The organism is Lysinibacillus sp. FSL M8-0216, from assembly GCF_038595555.1.
Classification (GTDB): Bacteria; Bacillota; Bacilli; order Bacillales_A; family Planococcaceae; genus Lysinibacillus; species Lysinibacillus fusiformis.
In genome coordinates this window covers 119,106-138,361 of record NZ_CP152007.1, presented here as the reverse complement: position 1 = coordinate 138,361, position 19,256 = coordinate 119,106, and the positions used below count along the sequence as shown (strand labels likewise).

Genomic DNA, 19,256 nt, shown 5'->3' with positions numbered 1-19,256 from the left:
TTTTGTTGTCCCCATTTATAGGGCCATTTTCTTCAACTCATTCGTTGTGAAATAAAGATAGCCATCTTTCACAAATAAATCCTTCGTATCTTCTCGGTTTAGGGACTGTTCCCCGCTACCATCTGGACGAATCTTTGTTAAATAAGCGCCTCGGGAATAATTACTATAATAGAGCCATCCATCTGCATAAACGACGTATTGTACACGGGAATTTGTTACTCGTTTCGTTTTACCCGTCTTCATATCAAGCACATACAGCTTATTGTCATCAGAGATGTTGCTAAAATATAATTGATTGTCAACCTGTGCTGGGAAGTCTATATCATGATAGTAGCTATAGAGTGTACTCGTTGCTTTAGGATAATCTTCAGCAATCCATGAGTGGTCTTTTGCCATTGTGCGGTCGTCAACTAAAAAGTATTGGTAACGAATGGCCCCCTTACGATCTGGGACTGGATCATTCCACGTTGTGTCAAGGTGATACCATTGTCCACCTAACTTCACTAAATTCCACGCATGTCCTTCTTGACCTACATATCCTACAATATATTTCGTTTCAATCCCTAGCTTTTGTAACATGGAGTGAGCAAGTAAAGCATAGCCCTGACATACCCCTCCGCGCTCTGCAAGAACGGTATAGGCGCTATGGGGACTAGAATTTGTTTGGTCGGTATAGGCCGTATTCGCCACAATATAATCATTAACGGCTCGTACCTTTTCTACGTCTGACATAGATGTATTACTAATTTTGGCAATGATTTCTTGGACATTCATCTCCACGTAAGCAGCCTGTTCTGGGGTCATTAAATAGCTTTGCTCCCCAAATATTGTTGCCTGGTTTCTTCCATATTCAAAACGAATTGAATGTTTACTAATATGGCCATACACATAATCGTCTCTTTCGATGGCATTGTTATAGGCCTCTTCTACAATTTGTTCAATTCGTTGTGTATTCCCTTTATACTGAATTTCAAATTTCGGTGAGAAACTACTATAATACGCATACATTGCATCAGTCATTTCCTTAACGTTTGTCACAACTAACTTTGTCTCTGGCTTCTGAATTGCTTGAGCAGTAGGTGCTACCTCCATATCATGCATGTCTTCTATAGGTATGGCCGTTTCTATTGAGGCATTGTCTGAAAGTCTAGCGGTTACATCAACGATTTTTTCCTTTGTTGAAAGAAGCATTGTTTCTATCTCATCATTATTTGTCCATTCCGCTATCTGCCGGACAACTGCTTTACCTGCCGTATAAATGGGGTCAATGAAAACAATGATGATCATAATAATGGCTAATTTCTTCCACAAACTCCTCACCTCCAACCGTCTTCTTCTATTCATTATATACAAAAACAAGCACAAAGAACCCGTTCAGAGTCCTTTTATGCCTGTTAATAATTGTTTATTGACTTAATGGAAGTTTATGCTCTTTGGCATTCATGTTATAGATTAGATAATTGTCACTAATCTTTAGATTCGTTACTGGCTGTTTGACCAACACCTCAGCCTTTAATGTTTTCAGATTTAGTTTTGTTAAATAACCGCTGTTGCTATAATCACTATAATATAGATTTTGGCCCATTCCAGTAATATACAACGCTCGTTTATCCAACACTTTTGTTTTTTTACCAGTTGCCATTTCTAGCTTATATAATTTATCGTGATCAGCCGTATTACTAAAATAGACGACATTATTTAATGGATACGCAAAATGAACATTGTGCATAAAGCTATATTTAGTGCTTGAGGCCGCAGGATAATCTGTCTGAATCCAAGAATGATCCTTCTTAAGCACTTCATCCGTCACTAAAAAGTAATCATAGGATGCAGCACCAATGCGATTAGGTAGTGGATCATTCCATGTTGTATCCAAATGGTACCATTTGCCGTCTACCTTTACCAAGTTCCAAGCATGGGCCTCATTTTCATTCACAAACCCCACCACATATTTTGTTTCAATTCCACTCTGTGACAGCATTGCCTGTGCAGCTAAGGCATAACCTTGGCAAACAGCTTGTCCTTCAAATAGCAAAGCATAGGCACTATGGGGACTTGCTTTTGTTTTAGTACCATAACTAGTATTCGATACAATATAATCATTAATAGCTTTTACTTTATCGAATTCAGTCATAGTGGGCTTTATAATATTTTTCAATACTTGACCAATCTTTTTTTGTACAGCTGCTTCTTGTGTTTGATTTGTCAGGTACTTTATTGTATAGGATACGTTCCCTAAAGAATCTGCGGAAATTGTTGTGCTTTCCATATGTCCGCTTGCGTATACAGCCTGCTTTTTAGCTTGATCAAAAGCAGCCATAATCTCTTTTTTGAAATCACCCATCGGCCCAGTATATGTAATGTTAATATCCGTTTCAAAACTATTAATTTTCTTTATTAGTTCTTTTGTAAACTGCTCCCAAGTTGTGACTGTTGAATTTGCTACAACAGGATTTATTACGGATTTAGTCTCCTCTTGTTGTGCATAAGCCGCAGTCGGGCTTAACATAAGTAAAGTAGCGCCACATAATAGCCATTTCTTCATAACACAATCACCTTCCCTTTTACGCTATCATTATTAGTTAGCATAACAAAGAAAGTGACTACTAGGCTATGAGACAAGTGCCCCAACTAAGACTTTCAACTAAAAAAATAAAATGATCCTTATAATATAAATTACCTAAAAATTGAATATAAGCGTCGATTATAACTATTAAATTGTAAAAAAATAAAACTCACTACATTCCAGTGAGTTTTTTTGACAATTAACGACTTTTTACTACTAAGTTAACCGCTTCCTGAATGGCCTCATTCATCTTTTCGCCATCCCCTTCCGCATTTTGCACACATTCCAATAAATTTGTACTAACAATCACACCAACCGTTCGGTCTACAGCCGAGCGGACGGCTGATAGCTGCGTAATCACTGCCTTACAGTCTTTTTCCTCCTCCATCATCTTCAAAATACCACGTAGCTGACCTTCCATCCGTTTCACCCGATTTTTTACTTGATCTGAATATTCCATAAACATGCTCCTTTTTTCTATACTCGCTACGTTCTATTGAGTAATTGTTATCCTTTATCCTAGCTCTTTATTTCAATTTTAAACCTTAATTATCATTGTTTTCTTGGTCGTAAATAATTCATAAGCATTCTCGTTATAATGGAGCTTGCATTTGTTATTTCATCATACTGAATAATGGAGTTTTTTTTTATTCGTAATTGCCCAATCTCTACCTCGAAAATAGAGCACTTTCGTTTAAGTGCAGCGATTAGCATATTTGTATCATAATCATAATGTTCACCTTTTACCTTCATTAGCCATGGTAATTCATTCATCGAAATATAGCGTAAACCCGTTTGAGTATCCATCAATTTCCGGTGATAGAGCAGTTCAAAAAAGAGACTTGTTGCACGATTTCCCCAATAGGAAAGAAAGGTACTATCGACCGAATGGAAGTTTCGCACGCCTAGCACAATACCTTCTGAAAAGACCTTCGTCATCGTTAAAACAAGCTTTACATCTTGTAATGTATGCTGACCATGTGCCCCTACTGTGAGTACCCCATGAAATATTCTTTTTTGCTCTCGTATATATGTAAAGGCTGTCTTTAGGGCACCACCTTTTCCAATATTGTCTCGATGCTGAAGGACTTGGCAGCCTTCTATTTTTTTTAGGTCGTCAAAAATCCCTTTATATTTCTGATCACTTCCATCATTGACAATAATAATTTGTGTAATGGTCGTTGCTAGTAATTGATGTACATAGGTAATGAGTGATTGTTGCGGATTATATGCTGGAATAATAGCTGCAATATTTTTCATGTCTATCCTCCACCTATAGGCTGTCAGGCTCTTCATATTGATGAATTCCCCTTATATCAAATAGTATCATGTAACAGCAACAATTCAACTGATGAATCCCATGAAAACATATCAATAATATCGATATTTCTCCGATATATGAAAAAAGAGAATACCACGAAAGAGGGTGAGTACGATCGTCATACATTATGAAATTCTTGAAGAACAATGTCATAAGTTAAGGCAATTTTCCTTCGCAACATTAGCTAAAAATTTACAGGAAGCTAGTTTTTTCGCCATTTCGAACCCTCTAGTTTCTTTACAAAAATCACTGCTAGTATTAGAGGAGATTTTATTTGAGGTTTATCAATTGGAAATGCATACTACACCCAAATTAAAAAATGTCCGCATGCTGTTAAATAATCGTAGTTTTACAGCCCAAATTCATCCTCGTCGAATTTTCCTATTAATGAATCTCGTCTATAAAATGACGAGCCATACTAGTAATGAACTTGTGGAGGCAAAGGCGGCCAAAATTGTTCTTGATTATATAACTGATATTGTTGAATGGTTTATGAAGCGCTATGATCGTAGCTTTAAATCGAATATCGCTGATGAGAAAATTTTGATGTCGGATAACAACCTATATCAGCTGGAACATTCAACAGATGCTTATAAACATGCAGCTGATTGGTTCGAAATTGCGGCACAAAATGGTGACGCAAGTGCTCAATATAATTTAGGAGCGCTTTACAACCATGGGCAGGGGGTTAAAAAGGATTATACACTTGCGAAAATGTGGTATGAACGAGCCGCAGCTCAAAACGATCCCAATGCACACTATAGTCTCGGTGTCCTCTTTCATCTAGGACAAGGTACGGCACAAAATTATGGGGAGGCCGCTCATCACTACCAAATAGCGGCTGATTTAGGAAATGCAGATGCTCAGTACAATCTGGGTGTGCTTTATAATCAAGGGCTGGGCCTATCGCAAGATTTCAATGAGGCAGCCAAATGGTACACCTTAGCCGCGGATCAAGGGAATACCAGTGCACAAAACAATTTAGGATTTCTTTATCATAATGGGACAGGTGTAGATCAGAGTTATGTGAAGGCCAGCACTTATTTTGAAATGGCTGCCTTAGCCGGAGATGCAAGTGCGCAATATAATCTAGGCTATATGCATTTGAAAGGTCGTGGCATTCCACAAAATTTTGCAGAGGCAGCCAAATGGTTCCACATGGCCGCTTTACAAGACCATATGAATGCAGAATTTCAAATTGCCATGCTCTACAATACTGGCCTAGGAATAGACAAGGACCATATTGAGGCTTTGAAGTGGTTTAAGCTAGCAGCACATAAAGGACATTTACATGCACAATATTACCTTGGTCTTCTCTATGAAAAAGAACAGGATATCGTATTAGCTGAGAAATGGCTACTCCTAGCTGCTAAAGAAGGACATATTAGTGCTGGCTTCGAGCTTGGGCGTCTATATGTTTATCAACTTCAACAACCAGATAAAGCTCTGCCTTATCTAAAGGCTGCAGCTGAAAAGGGTTATGTGGATGCTCAATACGAGCTCGGACTTTTATTAACTGTAGGAGCTGGTGTTCCTGTTAATTATCCAGAAGCCGTGCAATGGTGGAGAGCTGCAACTGATCAGTCTCATATTCAGGCTGAGTATCAATTAGGCCTATTATATGAACAAGGATTAGGGGTTTCTATAGATCTGGAAGAGGCACGCCGCTGCTATCGTTTAGCTGCCATTCAAGGGCATGCGGGTGCTCAATACCAGCTCGGAAATTTATTTGATAAAGGTAAGGGTGTTACCCAGGATTACACTGAAGCTGCCAAATGGATTGAGCAAGCTGCCGCACAAGGGCATATAAAAGCACAATTCCAATTAGCACAAATGCACAGTCATGGGCAAGGCGTTCCAAAGGATTTTGCTAAAGCAGCCCAGCTCTATAGATTGGCTGCGAATCAGGGCCATCAGAAGGCACAATTCCAACTCGGTCTAATCTATAAAAAAGGGCAGGGTGTTGCCCAAGATTATCAAGAAGCCACAAAATGGCTGAAAAAATCACTTCAAGATATCCAATAAACATGAAAAACCTACCGCGTCACGAGCTTATGTAACACGGTAGGTTTTGCTAATTTTTCATATCTTCTTGTTGTTTAATCATAAATGTTACTACAATGAATAAAGCAAAGCTAATTAATAACGTAGTTCCACCTACAATAAAGAACACTAAAGTAAATGTGCTGCCAAAATTAAATGGATTGATATTGTAAAACCACATCCCTAATGTTAAGCCAAAAACACCAAGAATAGCTGTCCAACCATGTATATTCACTATTTTTTGTGATTTGACTTTAAAAGCTCTATAAAAAATACCCCATGCAAACATACTCAGCCAACCAACAAGTAAAATATGTGCATGTATCGGTCTATATTCGTAGCTACCTGAACCGGACATATGTGAACCTAGATAGGTTCCGATTAAAGCAAAAATGGCAGCCAAACGAATAAGGCGTATGCTCCACTTCTGTTCCATACGAAAACTCCCCCTTAGTTTGTTTCAACTAAGTAGCAGTCTATCGGGAGAACATGAACTTTACATGAACTCCTCATGACAAAATGGGGAGATTTATATATACCTTTGTCCCCGCATTAACTGCGCTTTCTATATGGACAGTGCCTCCATGTAGCTCTACGATTTGCTTGACGATTGCTAGCCCCAATCCAGTCCCTTGCTTCGTTCTAGAAGTGTCTGCTCGATAAAAACGGTCATAAACTTTTGCTAATTGATCTGCAGTCATACCTATTCCATTATCCTCAACAAGGATTGCAAGCGAAGCAGGTTTTTGCTGTAAATCTAGATGTATTTGACCTCCCTCCACATTGTACTTAATCGCATTTGTCAGCAAGTTGTCCCACACATTTTGTAGAAGCCCTGCATCTCCATTAAAAATAACTTGCTCCATTTTGTAAGTGATTTGGAGCTGAGCCTCTTCCATTTGCCAGCGATATTTTCGTACGCTTTCCTTTAGCTGTTCATCTAATCGGTAACGCTCACGTTTGATTATTCGTGTCGATTGATCAAGCGATGTTAATAACAATAACTGCTTCGTTAAAGTTGATAAGCGTTTTGTTTCCAATTCGATAATGGCTGCGTACTCCCGTCTTTCCTTTTCCTTCAGCAAAGGATTTTTTAGTAAGTCAACATATCCTTGAATATTTAATAAAGGGGATTGAAAATCATGCGATACATTACTTATAAATTCCTTTCGCACGCGATCATTCTCCTGTAATTTTTCTGTCATTATATTAAAACTAGTAGCTAATTGGCCTAATTCATCATTACGGTCAATGTCCAAAACGGTATCAAACTTTTCATGTGCAAGCTGTTGAGTTGCCGCTGTTAGCTTTGTAATGGGACGAATTAGTGCCTTAGCAAATAGTAGCATGGCCAGTAAACTGAGCACTATCATGACGAGCATTAATCCACCAAGCAATGTATGTACCTCCGAAAACAATAAGCGAATATCCGGTCTTACGAACAATGCATAGGACTTATTTTCATACGTAAATGGCACACCAATTGTATTAATTAACTCATTAGCAAAAAAGCCTGTTACAAACGTTTCTTTTGGAAAATCTCGCATACCATGATAGACCTCACCATTTAAAACATGCTTTACAACGGATTCAGACAAAGTCTTATCCCGATAATCGCCACCAAAAAAGTGCCCTTCCTCGCCAGTGGTTACATATATTTGATAGCCAATTTCGCCAAGTGTCATGAAATAATTATTTAAATCCTCGGGCTTAGCAGTCTCAATATATTGCGCAATCCCCTGTGCGATGACAACGTTTTTTGTATCGTTTTTTTCTTTTACGACTTGATGATAATATGTATTCGTCGCTAAAAAACCAATACACAAGCTCCCTATCATCACTAGCAATGTGGTCATTACAAATTTACTATATAAAGTCTTCATGACGTTGCCTCTAGCTTATAGCCAACGCCTCGTACCGTGATGATTTCAACAGCCGTATCAAAACGATTTAATCTTTCTCGAACCCGCTTCACATGCGTATTCAATGTTTGCTCGTCCCCATCATAGTCATAGCCCCATACTTGCTCCATTATATAGCTCCTTGTAAATACCTGGTTAGGGCGTGATGCCAATAACGCCAGCAATTCAAATTCCTTTAAAGGTAAGATAAGTGTCTCTTCTCCAATAATAACCTCGAAGCTACGACGATCGATTACTAGATGGCCCACTTGGATGGTTATTTGATTTTTCTTATCCAATCTACGCAAGATAGCGGCTATACGAAATAATAATTCCTTTGGCTCAAAGGGCTTCACAACATAATCATCTGAGCCGGCTAAAAAGCCTCGCTCTTTATCTTCAAGCTCACCCTTTGCTGTTAATAATAAAACAGGAATATCGTAATCTTGTGTTAAAGTCTCGGTCAGTGTGAATCCATCCATCCCTGGCATCATCACATCTACGACTGCTAAATCGGGTAGATTTCCGTTAAGTAATGCTAGTGCCTGCTGAGCATTTTCCGCACGTAACACTTGATAGCCCTCTTTTGTTAAATAAATATTTACTAGCTGTAAAATATGCACATCGTCATCGACAACAAGAATTTTCATCTGCTTACCTCCAGTCAATATGAAAAAAATTCGCTCACTTGGAACGAATTTTTCATCATAGATCCTTATTATTTTATAACGAAAATATAGAAATCAACAGCAATAAGAGAAAAGGTAACCCAATGACAATATATCCTCTTGGATTGGCAAGGTTCATCGTCCACCCTACCCCAAAACGTTTCTCTACAAAAACAGAAGGATCCTGACGATTCATATAAATTAAACCGCCCTTCCAATAACGATCTTCATCCACATCCATGACCTGTGAATCAATATTTTTTTCATAGCGAACTCTATATTTGCGCTTTTTCACAACATAAATTAAAAGAGAACCGACTACAACAGCTAAAAATAAAACAAATAGCGGTAATAGCTTATAGCCTACAGTCATGGAAGGATAAATATTACTAAGTTGTAGCACCGTTAATAACACTGTTATAGCATAGCTTACTAATAAAATTTGCCAGCTCATAAATTTTCGAGTTTTTAGCTGATCCTCTAGTGATTCCTCCTTGCGATTTACCGCTATTTTGATGGCAGAACGCTTTATCGAATCAGTAATGCCCCACATCATGAATTGCATCATAAGCATAACAAGAGGCAATGAAATGGCCGTTAAATACGTCTTGCTTTTCCAAGCATCTGCCTCTCCACTTGGTCCCCAATGTACAGCTATATTAGCTGGCATTTGATCGTAATGAAGGATTGTATAAATAATTAAAAATCCTGATATCACTAAGGGCACAGCAAAGAATGACCAAGGAAGCATCTCATCACGGCTTCGTGCTGTGAGATCGACTGCACGTACCTGTTTAAGATTTACGCCCCACTGCTCCTGCCTTTTTAAGGCTGATATCTTTTGGTGATATACCCAGTATAGCCCCATACTCACTGTAAGCATGCTCCATAAACAACCGAGTAAAAACATTCCTTGAATGGATTCAGAAGTAAGCAAGTTGTAACTAATAATCATAACAATTAAAAACACCACGCCAGTGCCTCCGACTATTTGGGCGTAACGTTTTTTCACATTAGCTAGGGCAGGATGCTTAATATTTTGATCTGGCACAGTGACCCCAAAAACAATGGTCTCACGTACGATAAAAGGAACGATTATTTGTAAAACTAATGTCATGATGTAAATAGATATAAAAACACCAAGTAGCATATTGCTACACTCCCTCTGCTGGAATATGCAAGTCTGCGAACACCTTTTTCATCATGTGCTCAATTTGTTCTACTGTTGCGCCGAGCACCATACCTTCTGCCACAACAGGCTTTAAATTCTTTTCAATTTGTCGTAATTGTTCTGGCGTCAAAGCCTTCTCCTCTGTTGAACATATAATGGCTCCCGATTTCGCGCGTATAGCTATTATGCCTTTAGCCTCTAATTCATGATAGCTTTTATTTACAGTATGCATATTAACGCCTAAATCAGCAGCTAAACTCCGAACAGATGGCAAGGTCTCTCCTTGCTTCATATCTCCTCTTGCTATCCCTTCAATGATTTGACGTGTCACCTGCTCATAGATGGGAACGTCAGATTGCGGCTCTATTTGAATAAACATGTTTATCAGCTCCATATTTGTTATATGTTTAGTATAACAAATATTTTTCAAATGTACATGAAGGACAAACTATTTATAGTGAGCGCTTAATCGTCTCGATAAAATTTTGCACCAGCAAATTTTGCTTTTCTTTTTTTCTCGTACAAATGGAAATTTTATGTTTAACGGGATGTATATCTTTTATATAGACCCTTGCCAATTGCCCACTCTCGACATATTCCCTAACTGCCAGGGATGAAATAAAATTGGCTCCATATCCCGCTATAACAGAACGTATGGTTTCATTGATCCCATTAAATTGTAACGCAATTTTTGGTGGCTCTACTTGGTACGTTTGACATAAGGAAAATAGATGCTCTCTCATCGAGCTCCCTTTCTCTCTCATAATAAATGGCTCCTGAAACATTTCAATTAATGTAATAGTTTGATGAGCATACCTATGATGGGGTGACACCACAAACCATAGTTCATCCTCATATAATTCCTCCCACCATATTTCTTTAGGTCTCTCAGAAATTCCTCCGCCATAAATGGCAATGTCGGCTTTATAGTGTATTAGTTGCTCAAAGGCATCCTTTGTATTGGTAGTTGTAATCATTAAATTTACATGTTCATTGGCTGCCTTAAAAGTAGCTGCCCATTTAGGAATTAAAAAATTGGCTGGTAGATAAGTAGATACTATATGTAAATCCCCTGCTTTGGCAAGGCGATACTCTTCTACAAATGTTTCTATATGCTGTTCAAGGGCCATCAAATGTTGAGCCTTCTCCGTTAGAGCTATGCCAAACTCGGTAAGTACGACCCCTCGCCCCTGCTGCTTAAAAAGTTGTACGCCTAATTCATGCTCAAATCGTTTAATTTGGCTCGAAACAGCAGGCTGGCTTATACATAATAATTCTGCCGCTTTTGTGAAACTACCAGTAGTAGCAACGTGATAAAACAATTTTAAGCCATGAATATTCATCATTTTCTCCTATCCATAACATTTAGTTATATATGAATAATTATAATATATTTTTTTTATGATTCATTTTATCATACACTCTAAATGCAAGCTTGCACTTTTTAAATGACATAGAAATGAGGGCTGTACGATGACAGAGTTAAATGTTTGGCATAATGTAGACAATTATTTTACGGATAAACTTCTACCAGATAACAGCTGTCTTACCGCTGCACTACTGGCAAATAAAGCTGCAGGTATACCTGAAATTGATGTATCCCCAACTCAAGGGAGATTTTTGTATTTACTAACTAAATTGAAAGGAGCCGTTAATGTATTAGAGATTGGCACACTTGGTGGGTATAGCAGTATATGCTTAGCTCAAGCTCTTTCAAAAGAAGGGAAAGTGGTGACTTTAGAAATTAATGAAGACTATGCCTCTGTCGCTCGTAAAAATATACGACATGCAGGCTTAGAGGAAAAGATTGAAATTATCGTCGGTCCAGCGTTGGATACATTGCCAGACTTGAAAAAAAGGGGACATTTTTTTGATGTCATTTTTATTGATGCAGATAAGCCCAATAATCCTGAATATTTAAAGTGGGCAGTAAAGCTAGCGAATTCAGGTGCTGTTATTATTGCGGATAATGTAGTGCGGAATGGTGCTATCACAGATATAAATAGTATGGACGAACGTGTTAGCGGCGTACAGCAATTTATAGATCTGCTAAAAGAGGAGCCCCGTATTGAAGCAACAGCAATACAAACGGTTGGCGTCAAAGGCTATGATGGCTTTGTCCTGGCCATAGTCAATTAATATAGAAAAAATCCGCGTAGCCTGGAAAAACAGTTACGCGGATTAATTAAAAAAGATGTCTTATAAGCTCCCCATCTAAGCTCGTAGGACATCTTTTTCCTCTAAATTACTTTTATAAGTAGACCCCTTTAATACAATTGTGCTCATCTCACTAGTAACGGAGGAACAGACCCCGTCATATTTTACTTTGTAGGAAAGCTGAATATGTTTTTAGTGGATTTTCATTTACGCTAATTTTTCATAGCCTGGAAGTGTCAAGAATTCCGCGAATTCATCTTGCTCAATTAAGGATTTAAACAGTTCAGCGGCTTCTTCAAAGCGACCACTGTTATAGGCTTGTTCCCCAACAACCTCTTTAATTTTGACAAGCTCTTCTTCCAGAATTTCAAGGACAAACGCTAAAGTAATGCCGCGCCCATCATCTAAAATACCTTTTGGATGTCGAACCCACTGCCACACTTGTGTACGAGAGATTTCTGCTGTCGCAGCATCCTCCATTAAATTATTAATTGGTGCAGCACCATTACCACGAAGCCATGAAGCAATATATTGTACACCAACACTACAGTTAACACGAAGTCCCTCAAGGGTAATTGTGCCCTCAGGTACAGCTACTAAATCATCTGCAGTAACTTGTACATCCTCACGCTTTTTATGAATTTGGTTGGGGGTCGTCATAATGGCATCAAATTGCTCCAATGCTGTTGCCACCATACCTGGGTGCGCTACCCAAGTACCATCATGCCCCTCTGTTGCTTCACGTCGCTTATCTTCAGCAACCTTTGCAAATGCCACCGCATTCGCTTCATCATCATTTTTAACAGGAATTTGTGCAGCCATCCCACCCATTGCAGGTGCGTTCCGCTTATGACAAGTTTGAATACATAAAGATGTATAAGCCTTCATGAATGGGACGGTCATTGTAACTTGACCTCGGTCTGGTAAAATAACATCCGCTTGATTACGAAGGCGTTTAATATAACTAAAAATATAGTCCCAACGTCCACAATTCAGACCAGCTGAATGTTCACGTAGCTCATATAAAATTTCATCCATTTCAAATGCCGCCAAAATGGTTTCGATCAATACAGTAGCTTTTATAGTGCCCTGTGGAATGCCAATATAATCTTGGGCAAATACAAAGATATCATTCCATAGACGAGCCTCTAAATGGCTTTCAAGCTTCGGTAGATAAAAGTACGGCCCCGTTCCTTTTGCCAGTGCATTTTTTGCATTATGGAATAGATACAAACCAAAGTCGAAGAAACTTCCAGAAATCGGTTCATCATGAACAAGTACATGCTTTTCAAGCAGGTGTAAGCCTCTAGGACGAACTAGTAACACGGCTGTTTCAGCATTTAGTTTATACGTTTTTCCATTAGATGCTTGTGTAAACTCAATCGTCTTATTAATAGCATCACGCATATTAATTTGACCACCAATCATATTTTCCCATGTTGGAGAAGAAGCATCCTCAAAGCAAGCCATAAACATCTTTGCTCCAGAGTTTAAAGCATTAATAACCATTTTACGGTCAACCGGCCCTGTAATTTCAACACGCCGATCCTGCAAATCTTGTGGAAGAGGTGCAATTGACCAATCACCTTCACGAATATGCTTTGTTCCAGGTAAGAAATCTAGCTTCTCTCCCGCATCTAGACGCTTTTGGCGTTTCTGACGAGCATTCAATAACTCTTTACGGCGAGCATCAAATTTCTCGTGCAGGGCAAGAACAAACTCAAGAGCTTCAGGCGTTAAAATTTCATTTGTATGCTCATTTTGTTCTCCAACAATTTTAAGCTTACCTGTCGTTGCTTGTTTCATTAGTTGTTTACCCTCCTTTGCGATTTTAGTTTTGTCTTCCTCCGCTTTAGGAGGAGCGGAGGAGACTACTCTATGATTATGAATTTAGGAAAACACGCATTTTTTATACGAACTGTTCAGTTTCTGTCGATCCAGCCATTGCCGTTGTTGAAGAAGTACCACCTGAAATAACTTGAGAAATTTCATCAAAGTATCCAGTACCTACCTCGCGTTGATGGCGTGTCGCTGTATAGCCTTTAGATTCGGAAGCAAACTCAGCTTGCTGTAGCTTAGAATATGCAGCCATACCATTATCTTTATAATCATGTGCCAACTCAAACATAGAGTGGTTTAATGCATGGAATCCTGCTAAAGTAACAAACTGGAATTTATAACCTAGCTTACCAAGCTCACGCTGATACTCTGCAATTTCCTCTTCTGAAAGATTTGCTTTCCAGTTAAATGAAGGTGAGCAGTTGTATGCAAGCATTTTACCTGGGAATTCCGCATGAATAGCTTCTGCAAATTCACGAGCTTCCTCAAGAGATGGTTTAGAAGTTTCACACCAAATTAAATCAGCGTATGGTGCGTAAGCTAAGCCACGAGCAATTGCTTGTTTGATGCCTGCCTTTGTACGGAAGAAACCTTCAGGAGTACGTTCACCAGTAATAAACTCTGCATCACGTGGGTCGATATCTGAAGTAACCATATCTGCAGCATCAGCATCTGTACGAGCGATAAGAATTGTATCAACACCCATAACGTCAGCTGCTAATCTCGCAGCTACTAAATTACGAACAGCGTTTTGTGTTGGAAGTAAAACTTTACCGCCTAGATGTCCACATTTCTTCTCTGAAGCTAACTGATCTTCAAGGTGAACACCAGCTGCCCCTGCTTCCACCATGCCTTTAACAAGCTCAAATACATTAAGAGGTCCTCCGAAACCTGCCTCTGCATCTGCTACAATTGGAGCAAACCAGTCAAATTGATCGACACGTCCTTCAGCATGATCAATTTGATCTGCACGTTGAAGTGCTTGATTAATTCGTTTAACTACTGCTGGTACAGAATTGGCTGGGTATAGTGATTGATCTGGATACATTTGACCCGAAAGGTTTGCATCCGCAGCTACTTGCCAGCCTGATAGATAGATAGCTTTGAGTCCAGCTTTAACTTGCTGTACCGCCTGATTCCCCGTTAATGCCCCCAATGCATTAATAAACGGCTCCTCATGTAATGAATTCCATAGTCGAGTAGCACCTTTTTTTGCCAAAGTTTGTTCAATTACTACAGTACCTTGTAGTTTAATAACCTCCTCAGCCGAATATGTGCGTTCAATACCAGCCCAGCGAGGGTTTTCAGCCCATTGTTTCTCTAAAGCTCCGATTCTTTCTTGACGAGTTGACATATTGAAATTCCACCTTCCCCTTTGTGTACAATATACTCTGTTAAAAAACTTTTAAATCACTGTTCCATAACAGGTTTATTTGTTGTAAATTAATATATAACAGAGTATTTGAATTTTCACTATTTTTTGATAAAAGACCAGATTTTCATGACAAAGCTATTCTTTTTTGCGACGAAATTTGGATGGTTATTTACAAACAAGGGGGATATTCACAATGAACAATGAGTTAAAATCATGTGCAAAAGATATTTCAGAACAATATATTTCAATGTTGAGCGATTGGATTCCTACTGATTCATCCATTGCAATTGCCGTTAATAATTCTTATATCTTTATTCAACCAGGGCATCCGAGTATCCATTTAGAAATGGGTCAACAAGTGTTACCTGGAAGTATTGCCGATCAAGTATTGCGCACACAGAAAAAAACAGAAACAATTTTAGATAATTTGTCATGCGATACACCCTTTTACGGTATCGGCTATCCGATACTCATTCAGGATGAACCAGCAGCTCTAGTAGTCATACTGCCATCTACTTTCACTACTAAAAAGACAGAACCATTTGAGTTTATAACAGGAAAACAAGATGAAGAATGGAATCCTGTAGCCATTAATAAAGTATCGCATATTGAAAGTCTTCAAAAAAAGACATGGTTTTATGTAGAGCGCGAACAATTTAAAACGAGCATCACCCTTAAAGAACTTGAAATAAGATTACCATCATACTTTATTCGTATTCATAGATCCTATATCGTAAATATTTATTTTATAAAAAAAATGGCGCGTGATTTGACATCAAACTTTATTATTACATTAATGGATGGTAGTGAATTACCAGTGAGTCAATCATATATCAATAACTTGAGAAGTGCGCTTAAGTTTTAAATATATTAGCTGTCTTATTCCAGAGACAGCTTTAATTTTTTCTGTTGAAAACGAAAAAAGACCAGAGAAAAGATTCTCTGGTCTTTCTAGTGCCTAGCGACGTCCTACTCTCACAGGGGGAAGCCCCCAACTACCATCGGCGCTAAAGAGCTTAACTTCCGTGTTCGGTATGGGAACGGGTGTGACCTCTTTGCCATCATCACTAGACTATAGTCGGCTTTCAATATACATCGCATTTCTTCGTCAGCTGCTGTCGTTCAGTCAGTCACGTACTTGAGTACGCTCCTTCCCTCTCTCCATTGCTTCCTCGAACTACTCGTATCTTGAAACCCTTCATAAAAGAAATTATTCTTTCAAAACTGGATAAACGGTTCATTGAAGGTTTCAAACTTTTTGGTTAAGTCCTCGATCGATTAGTATTCGTCAGCTCCATGTGTCACCACACTTCCACCTCGAACCTATCTACCTCATCGTCTTTGAGGGATCTTACTTACTTGCGTAATGGGAAATCTCATCTTGAGGGGGGCTTCATGCTTAGATGCTTTCAGCACTTATCCCGTCCACACATAGCTACCCAGCGATGCCTTTGGCAAGACAACTGGTACACCAGCGGTGTGTCCATCCCGGTCCTCTCGTACTAAGGACAGCTCCTCTCAAATTTCCTACGCCCACGACGGATAGGGACCGAACTGTCTCACGACGTTCTGAACCCAGCTCGCGTACCGCTTTAATGGGCGAACAGCCCAACCCTTGGGACCGACTACAGCCCCAGGATGCGATGAGCCGACATCGAGGTGCCAAACCTCCCCGTCGATGTGGACTCTTGGGGGAGATAAGCCTGTTATCCCCGGGGTAGCTTTTATCCGTTGAGCGATGGCCCTTCCATGCGGAACCACCGGATCACTAAGCCCGTCTTTCGACCCTGCTCGACTTGTAGGTCTCGCAGTCAAGCTCCCTTGTGCCTTTACACTCTACGAATGATTTCCAACCATTCTGAGGGAACCTTTGGGCGCCTCCGTTACCTTTTAGGAGGCGACCGCCCCAGTCAAACTGTCCGCCTGACACTGTCTCCTGCCCCGCTAAGGGGCATGGGTTAGAATTTCAATACAACCAGGGTAGTATCCCACCGACGCCTCCTTCGAAGCTGGCGCTCCGAGATCTCTGGCTCCTACCTATCCTGTACAAGTTGTACCAAAATTCAATATCAGGCTACAGTAAAGCTCCACGGGGTCTTTCCGTCCTGTCGCGGGTAACCTGCATCTTCACAGGTACTATAATTTCACCGAGTCTCTCGTTGAGACAGTGCCCAGATCGTTACGCCTTTCGTGCGGGTCGGAACTTACCCGACAAGGAATTTCGCTACCTTAGGACCGTTATAGTTACGGCCGCCGTTTACTGGGGCTTCAATTCGCAGCTTCGCTTGCGCTAACCACTCCTCTTAACCTTCCAGCACCGGGCAGGCGTCAGCCCCTATACGTCACCTTACGGTTTTGCAGAGACCTGTGTTTTTGCTAAACAGTCGCCTGGGCCTATTCACTGCGGCTCTCATGCGCTTGCACGCTCAAGAGCACCCCTTCTCCCGAAGTTACGGGGTCATTTTGCCGAGTTCCTTAACGAGAGTTCTCTCGCACACCTTAGGATTCTCTCCTCGACTACCTGTGTCGGTTTGCGGTACGGGCACCTCTCACCTCGATAGAGGCTTTTCTTGGCAGTGTGAAATCAGGAACTTCGTCCATACGGACTCGCCATCACAGCTCAACGTTACAGTGTGCGGATTTGCCTACACACACGCCTTACTGCTTGGACGCGCATAACCAACAGCGCGCTTACCCTATCCTACTGCGTCCCCCCATTTCTCAAACGGTGAGGAGGTGGTACAGGAATATCAACCTGTTGTCCATCGCCTACGCCTATCGGCCTCGGCTTAGGTCCCGACTAACCCTGAGCGGACGAGCCTTCCTCAGGAAACCTTAGTCATACGGTGGACGGGATTCTCACCCGTCTTTCGCTACTCATACCGGCATTCTCACTTCTAAGCGCTCCACCAGTCCTTCCGGTCTGACTTCAACGCACTTAGAACGCTCTCCTACCACTGACATCGTAGATGTCAATCCACAGCTTCGGTGAATCGTTTAGCCCCGATACATTTTCGGCGCAGCGTCACTCGACCAGTGAGCTATTACGCACTCTTTAAATGATGGCTGCTTCTAAGCCAACATCCTGGTTGTCTGTGCAACGCCACATCCTTTTCCACTTAACGATTACTTTGGGACCTTAGCTGGTGGTCTGGGCTGTTTCCCTTTTGACTACGGATCTTATCACTCGCAGTCTGACTCCCGTGTATAAATATCTGGCATTCGGAGTTTGTCTGAATTCGGTAAACCGGGATGGCCCCCTAGTCCAAACAGTGCTCTACCTCCAGTATTCTCATCACGAGGCTAGCCCTAAAGCTATTTCGGAGAGAACCAGCTATCTCCAAGTTCGATTGGAATTTCTCCGCTACCCACACCTCATCCCCGCACTTTTCAACGTGCGTGGGTTCGGGCCTCCAGTAAGTGTTACCTTACCTTCACCCTGGACATGGGTAGATCACCTGGTTTCGGGTCTACGACCACGTACTATTTCGCCCTATTCAGACTCGCTTTCGCTGCGGCTCCGCCTTCTAAAGCTTAACCTCGCACGTAATCGTAACTCGCCGGTTCATTCTACAAAAGGCACGCTATCACCCATTAACGGGCTCTAACTACTTGTAGGCACACGGTTTCAGGATCTCTTTCACTCCCCTTCCGGGGTGCTTTTCACCTTTCCCTCACGGTACTGGTTCACTATCGGTCACTAGGTAGTATTTAGCCTTGGGAGATGGTCCTCCCGGATTCCGACGGAATTTCACGTGTTCCGCCGTACTCAGGATCCACTCAGGAGGGAACGAACTTTCGACTACAGGGCTTTTACCTGCTCTGGCGGACCTTTCCAAGTCGCTTCATCTAACTCGCTCTTTTGTAACTCCGTATTGAGTGTCCTACAACCCCAAGAGGCAAGCCTCTTGGTTTGGGCTCTTCCCGTTTCGCTCGCCGCTACTCAGGGAATCGATTTTTCTTTCTCTTCCTCCAGGTACTTAGATGTTTCAGTTCCCTGGGTCTGCCTTCAAGACGCTATGTATTCACGTCAAGATACTACGCGATTAAACGTAGTGGGTTCCCCCATTCGGAAATCTCCGGATCAAAGCTCACTTACAGCTCCCCGAAGCATATCGGTGTTAGTGCCGTCCTTCTTCGGCTCCTAGTGCCAAGGCATTCGCCGTGCGCCCTTAATAACTTAACCTATCAGTTTTCAATACACATCGCATTTCG

15 protein-coding genes and 2 rRNA genes are annotated in these 19,256 nt (G+C 40.8%); 3 read left to right on the top strand and 14 right to left on the bottom strand.

The features are described from left to right. Window positions 1-15: 15 nt before the first annotated feature. The 4 genes from MKX57_RS00705 to MKX57_RS00690 all read right to left on the bottom strand — a co-directional run bounded on the left by MKX57_RS00705 (window position 16) and on the right by MKX57_RS00690 (window position 3,826). The gene (locus MKX57_RS00705) at window positions 16-1,320 is read right to left on the bottom strand and encodes a transglutaminase domain-containing protein (RefSeq protein ID WP_328038605.1); all 1,305 of its coding nucleotides are present in this window, start codon (window positions 1,318-1,320) and stop codon (window positions 16-18) included. An 85-nt stretch (window positions 1,321-1,405) separates the two neighbouring features. Continuing rightward, entirely contained in the window at window positions 1,406-2,545 is a 1,140-nt protein-coding gene (locus MKX57_RS00700) for a transglutaminase domain-containing protein (protein WP_089986855.1), read from the bottom strand. Window positions 2,546-2,765: 220 nt separating this feature from the next. After that, window positions 2,766-3,026, bottom strand: coding sequence for a metal-sensitive transcriptional regulator (locus MKX57_RS00695; RefSeq protein WP_004233098.1), 261 nt, complete (start codon window positions 3,024-3,026; stop codon window positions 2,766-2,768). 92 nt (window positions 3,027-3,118) lie between these two features. Beyond that, window positions 3,119-3,826, bottom strand: a complete 708-nt coding sequence (locus MKX57_RS00690; RefSeq protein ID WP_089986854.1) for a glycosyltransferase — start codon at window positions 3,824-3,826, stop codon at window positions 3,119-3,121. A 166-nt stretch (window positions 3,827-3,992) separates the two neighbouring features. Here MKX57_RS00690 and MKX57_RS00685 point away from each other — a divergent pair, with 166 nt between their 5' ends. Further along, entirely contained in the window at window positions 3,993-5,912 is a 1,920-nt protein-coding gene (locus tag MKX57_RS00685) for a tetratricopeptide repeat protein (protein WP_342550673.1), read from the top strand. A gap of 49 nt (window positions 5,913-5,961) precedes the next feature. Here MKX57_RS00685 and MKX57_RS00680 read toward each other — a convergent pair whose 3' ends face one another. The 6 genes from MKX57_RS00680 to MKX57_RS00655 form a co-directional block, all read right to left on the bottom strand. Next, on the bottom strand, window positions 5,962-6,366 hold the full coding sequence (locus MKX57_RS00680; RefSeq protein WP_089986853.1) for a hypothetical protein: 405 nt from the start codon (window positions 6,364-6,366) through the stop codon (window positions 5,962-5,964). A 73-nt stretch (window positions 6,367-6,439) separates the two neighbouring features. Then, window positions 6,440-7,813, bottom strand: a complete 1,374-nt coding sequence (locus MKX57_RS00675) for a HAMP domain-containing sensor histidine kinase (protein WP_096363366.1) — start codon at window positions 7,811-7,813, stop codon at window positions 6,440-6,442. After that, window positions 7,810-8,481 (bottom strand): response regulator transcription factor, encoded by a 672-nt coding sequence (locus MKX57_RS00670; protein WP_036148215.1) that lies wholly within the window; start codon window positions 8,479-8,481, stop codon window positions 7,810-7,812. The genes MKX57_RS00675 and MKX57_RS00670 overlap by 4 nt, the downstream gene beginning before the upstream one ends. A gap of 73 nt (window positions 8,482-8,554) precedes the next feature. Then, window positions 8,555-9,649 carry a DUF5808 domain-containing protein gene (locus MKX57_RS00665; RefSeq protein ID WP_089986851.1) on the bottom strand — a complete coding sequence of 365 codons (1,095 nt, stop codon included), beginning with the start codon at window positions 9,647-9,649 and terminating at the stop codon, window positions 8,555-8,557. A gap of 4 nt (window positions 9,650-9,653) precedes the next feature. Continuing rightward, a complete protein-coding gene (locus tag MKX57_RS00660) occupies window positions 9,654-10,049 on the bottom strand; it encodes a GntR family transcriptional regulator (RefSeq protein WP_089986850.1) in 396 nt (131 codons plus the stop codon). Window positions 10,050-10,122: 73 nt separating this feature from the next. After that, window positions 10,123-11,013: a LysR family transcriptional regulator gene (locus MKX57_RS00655; protein ID WP_089986849.1), complete on the bottom strand. Its 891-nt coding sequence runs from the start codon at window positions 11,011-11,013 to the stop codon at window positions 10,123-10,125. A 130-nt stretch (window positions 11,014-11,143) separates the two neighbouring features. Between MKX57_RS00655 and MKX57_RS00650 the strand changes: the two genes are divergently transcribed. Then, the gene (locus MKX57_RS00650; RefSeq protein ID WP_089986848.1) at window positions 11,144-11,809 is read left to right on the top strand and encodes an O-methyltransferase; all 666 of its coding nucleotides are present in this window, start codon (window positions 11,144-11,146) and stop codon (window positions 11,807-11,809) included. Window positions 11,810-12,034: 225 nt separating this feature from the next. On the opposite strand, the gene aceB is transcribed toward MKX57_RS00650, so the two are convergent. Together aceB and aceA are read right to left on the bottom strand one after the other, a co-directional pair. Then, window positions 12,035-13,633, bottom strand: coding sequence for a malate synthase A (aceB, locus tag MKX57_RS00645; RefSeq protein WP_239355407.1), 1,599 nt, complete (start codon window positions 13,631-13,633; stop codon window positions 12,035-12,037). Window positions 13,634-13,736: 103 nt separating this feature from the next. Beyond that, window positions 13,737-15,020, bottom strand: a complete 1,284-nt coding sequence (gene aceA / locus MKX57_RS00640) for an isocitrate lyase (RefSeq protein ID WP_089986846.1) — start codon at window positions 15,018-15,020, stop codon at window positions 13,737-13,739. Between the two features lie 214 nt (window positions 15,021-15,234). Between aceA and MKX57_RS00635 the strand changes: the two genes are divergently transcribed. After that, window positions 15,235-15,906 (top strand): LytTR family DNA-binding domain-containing protein, encoded by a 672-nt coding sequence (locus MKX57_RS00635; RefSeq protein WP_089986845.1) that lies wholly within the window; start codon window positions 15,235-15,237, stop codon window positions 15,904-15,906. Between the two features lie 91 nt (window positions 15,907-15,997). Here MKX57_RS00635 and rrf read toward each other — a convergent pair. Beyond that, window positions 15,998-16,113 (bottom strand): 5S ribosomal RNA (rrf, locus tag MKX57_RS00630). Between the two features lie 186 nt (window positions 16,114-16,299). Then, window positions 16,300-19,227: ribosomal RNA gene (locus MKX57_RS00625) — 23S ribosomal RNA — on the bottom strand. Window positions 19,228-19,256 lie beyond the last annotated feature (29 nt).

What these genes read in the sequence shown, in the direction of transcription:
- MKX57_RS00700 (WP_089986855.1), bottom strand. Translation starts at nt 2,545, where the DNA reads ATGAAGAAATGGCTATTATGTGGCGCTACTTTACTTATGTTAAGCCCG.
- MKX57_RS00695 (WP_004233098.1), bottom strand. Translation starts at nt 3,026, where the DNA reads ATGGAATATTCAGATCAAGTAAAAAATCGGGTGAAACGGATGGAAGGT.
- MKX57_RS00690 (WP_089986854.1), bottom strand. Translation starts at nt 3,826, where the DNA reads ATGAAAAATATTGCAGCTATTATTCCAGCATATAATCCGCAACAATCA.
- MKX57_RS00680 (WP_089986853.1), bottom strand. Translation starts at nt 6,366, where the DNA reads ATGGAACAGAAGTGGAGCATACGCCTTATTCGTTTGGCTGCCATTTTT.
- MKX57_RS00675 (WP_096363366.1), bottom strand. Translation starts at nt 7,813, where the DNA reads ATGAAGACTTTATATAGTAAATTTGTAATGACCACATTGCTAGTGATG.
- MKX57_RS00670 (WP_036148215.1), bottom strand. Translation starts at nt 8,481, where the DNA reads ATGAAAATTCTTGTTGTCGATGACGATGTGCATATTTTACAGCTAGTA.
- MKX57_RS00665 (WP_089986851.1), bottom strand. Translation starts at nt 9,649, where the DNA reads ATGCTACTTGGTGTTTTTATATCTATTTACATCATGACATTAGTTTTA.
- MKX57_RS00660 (WP_089986850.1), bottom strand. Translation starts at nt 10,049, where the DNA reads ATGTTTATTCAAATAGAGCCGCAATCTGACGTTCCCATCTATGAGCAG.
- MKX57_RS00655 (WP_089986849.1), bottom strand. Translation starts at nt 11,013, where the DNA reads ATGAATATTCATGGCTTAAAATTGTTTTATCACGTTGCTACTACTGGT.
- MKX57_RS00650 (WP_089986848.1), top strand. Translation starts at nt 11,144, where the DNA reads ATGACAGAGTTAAATGTTTGGCATAATGTAGACAATTATTTTACGGAT.
- aceB (WP_239355407.1), bottom strand. Translation starts at nt 13,633, where the DNA reads ATGAAACAAGCAACGACAGGTAAGCTTAAAATTGTTGGAGAACAAAAT.
- aceA (WP_089986846.1), bottom strand. Translation starts at nt 15,020, where the DNA reads ATGTCAACTCGTCAAGAAAGAATCGGAGCTTTAGAGAAACAATGGGCT.
- MKX57_RS00635 (WP_089986845.1), top strand. Translation starts at nt 15,235, where the DNA reads ATGAACAATGAGTTAAAATCATGTGCAAAAGATATTTCAGAACAATAT.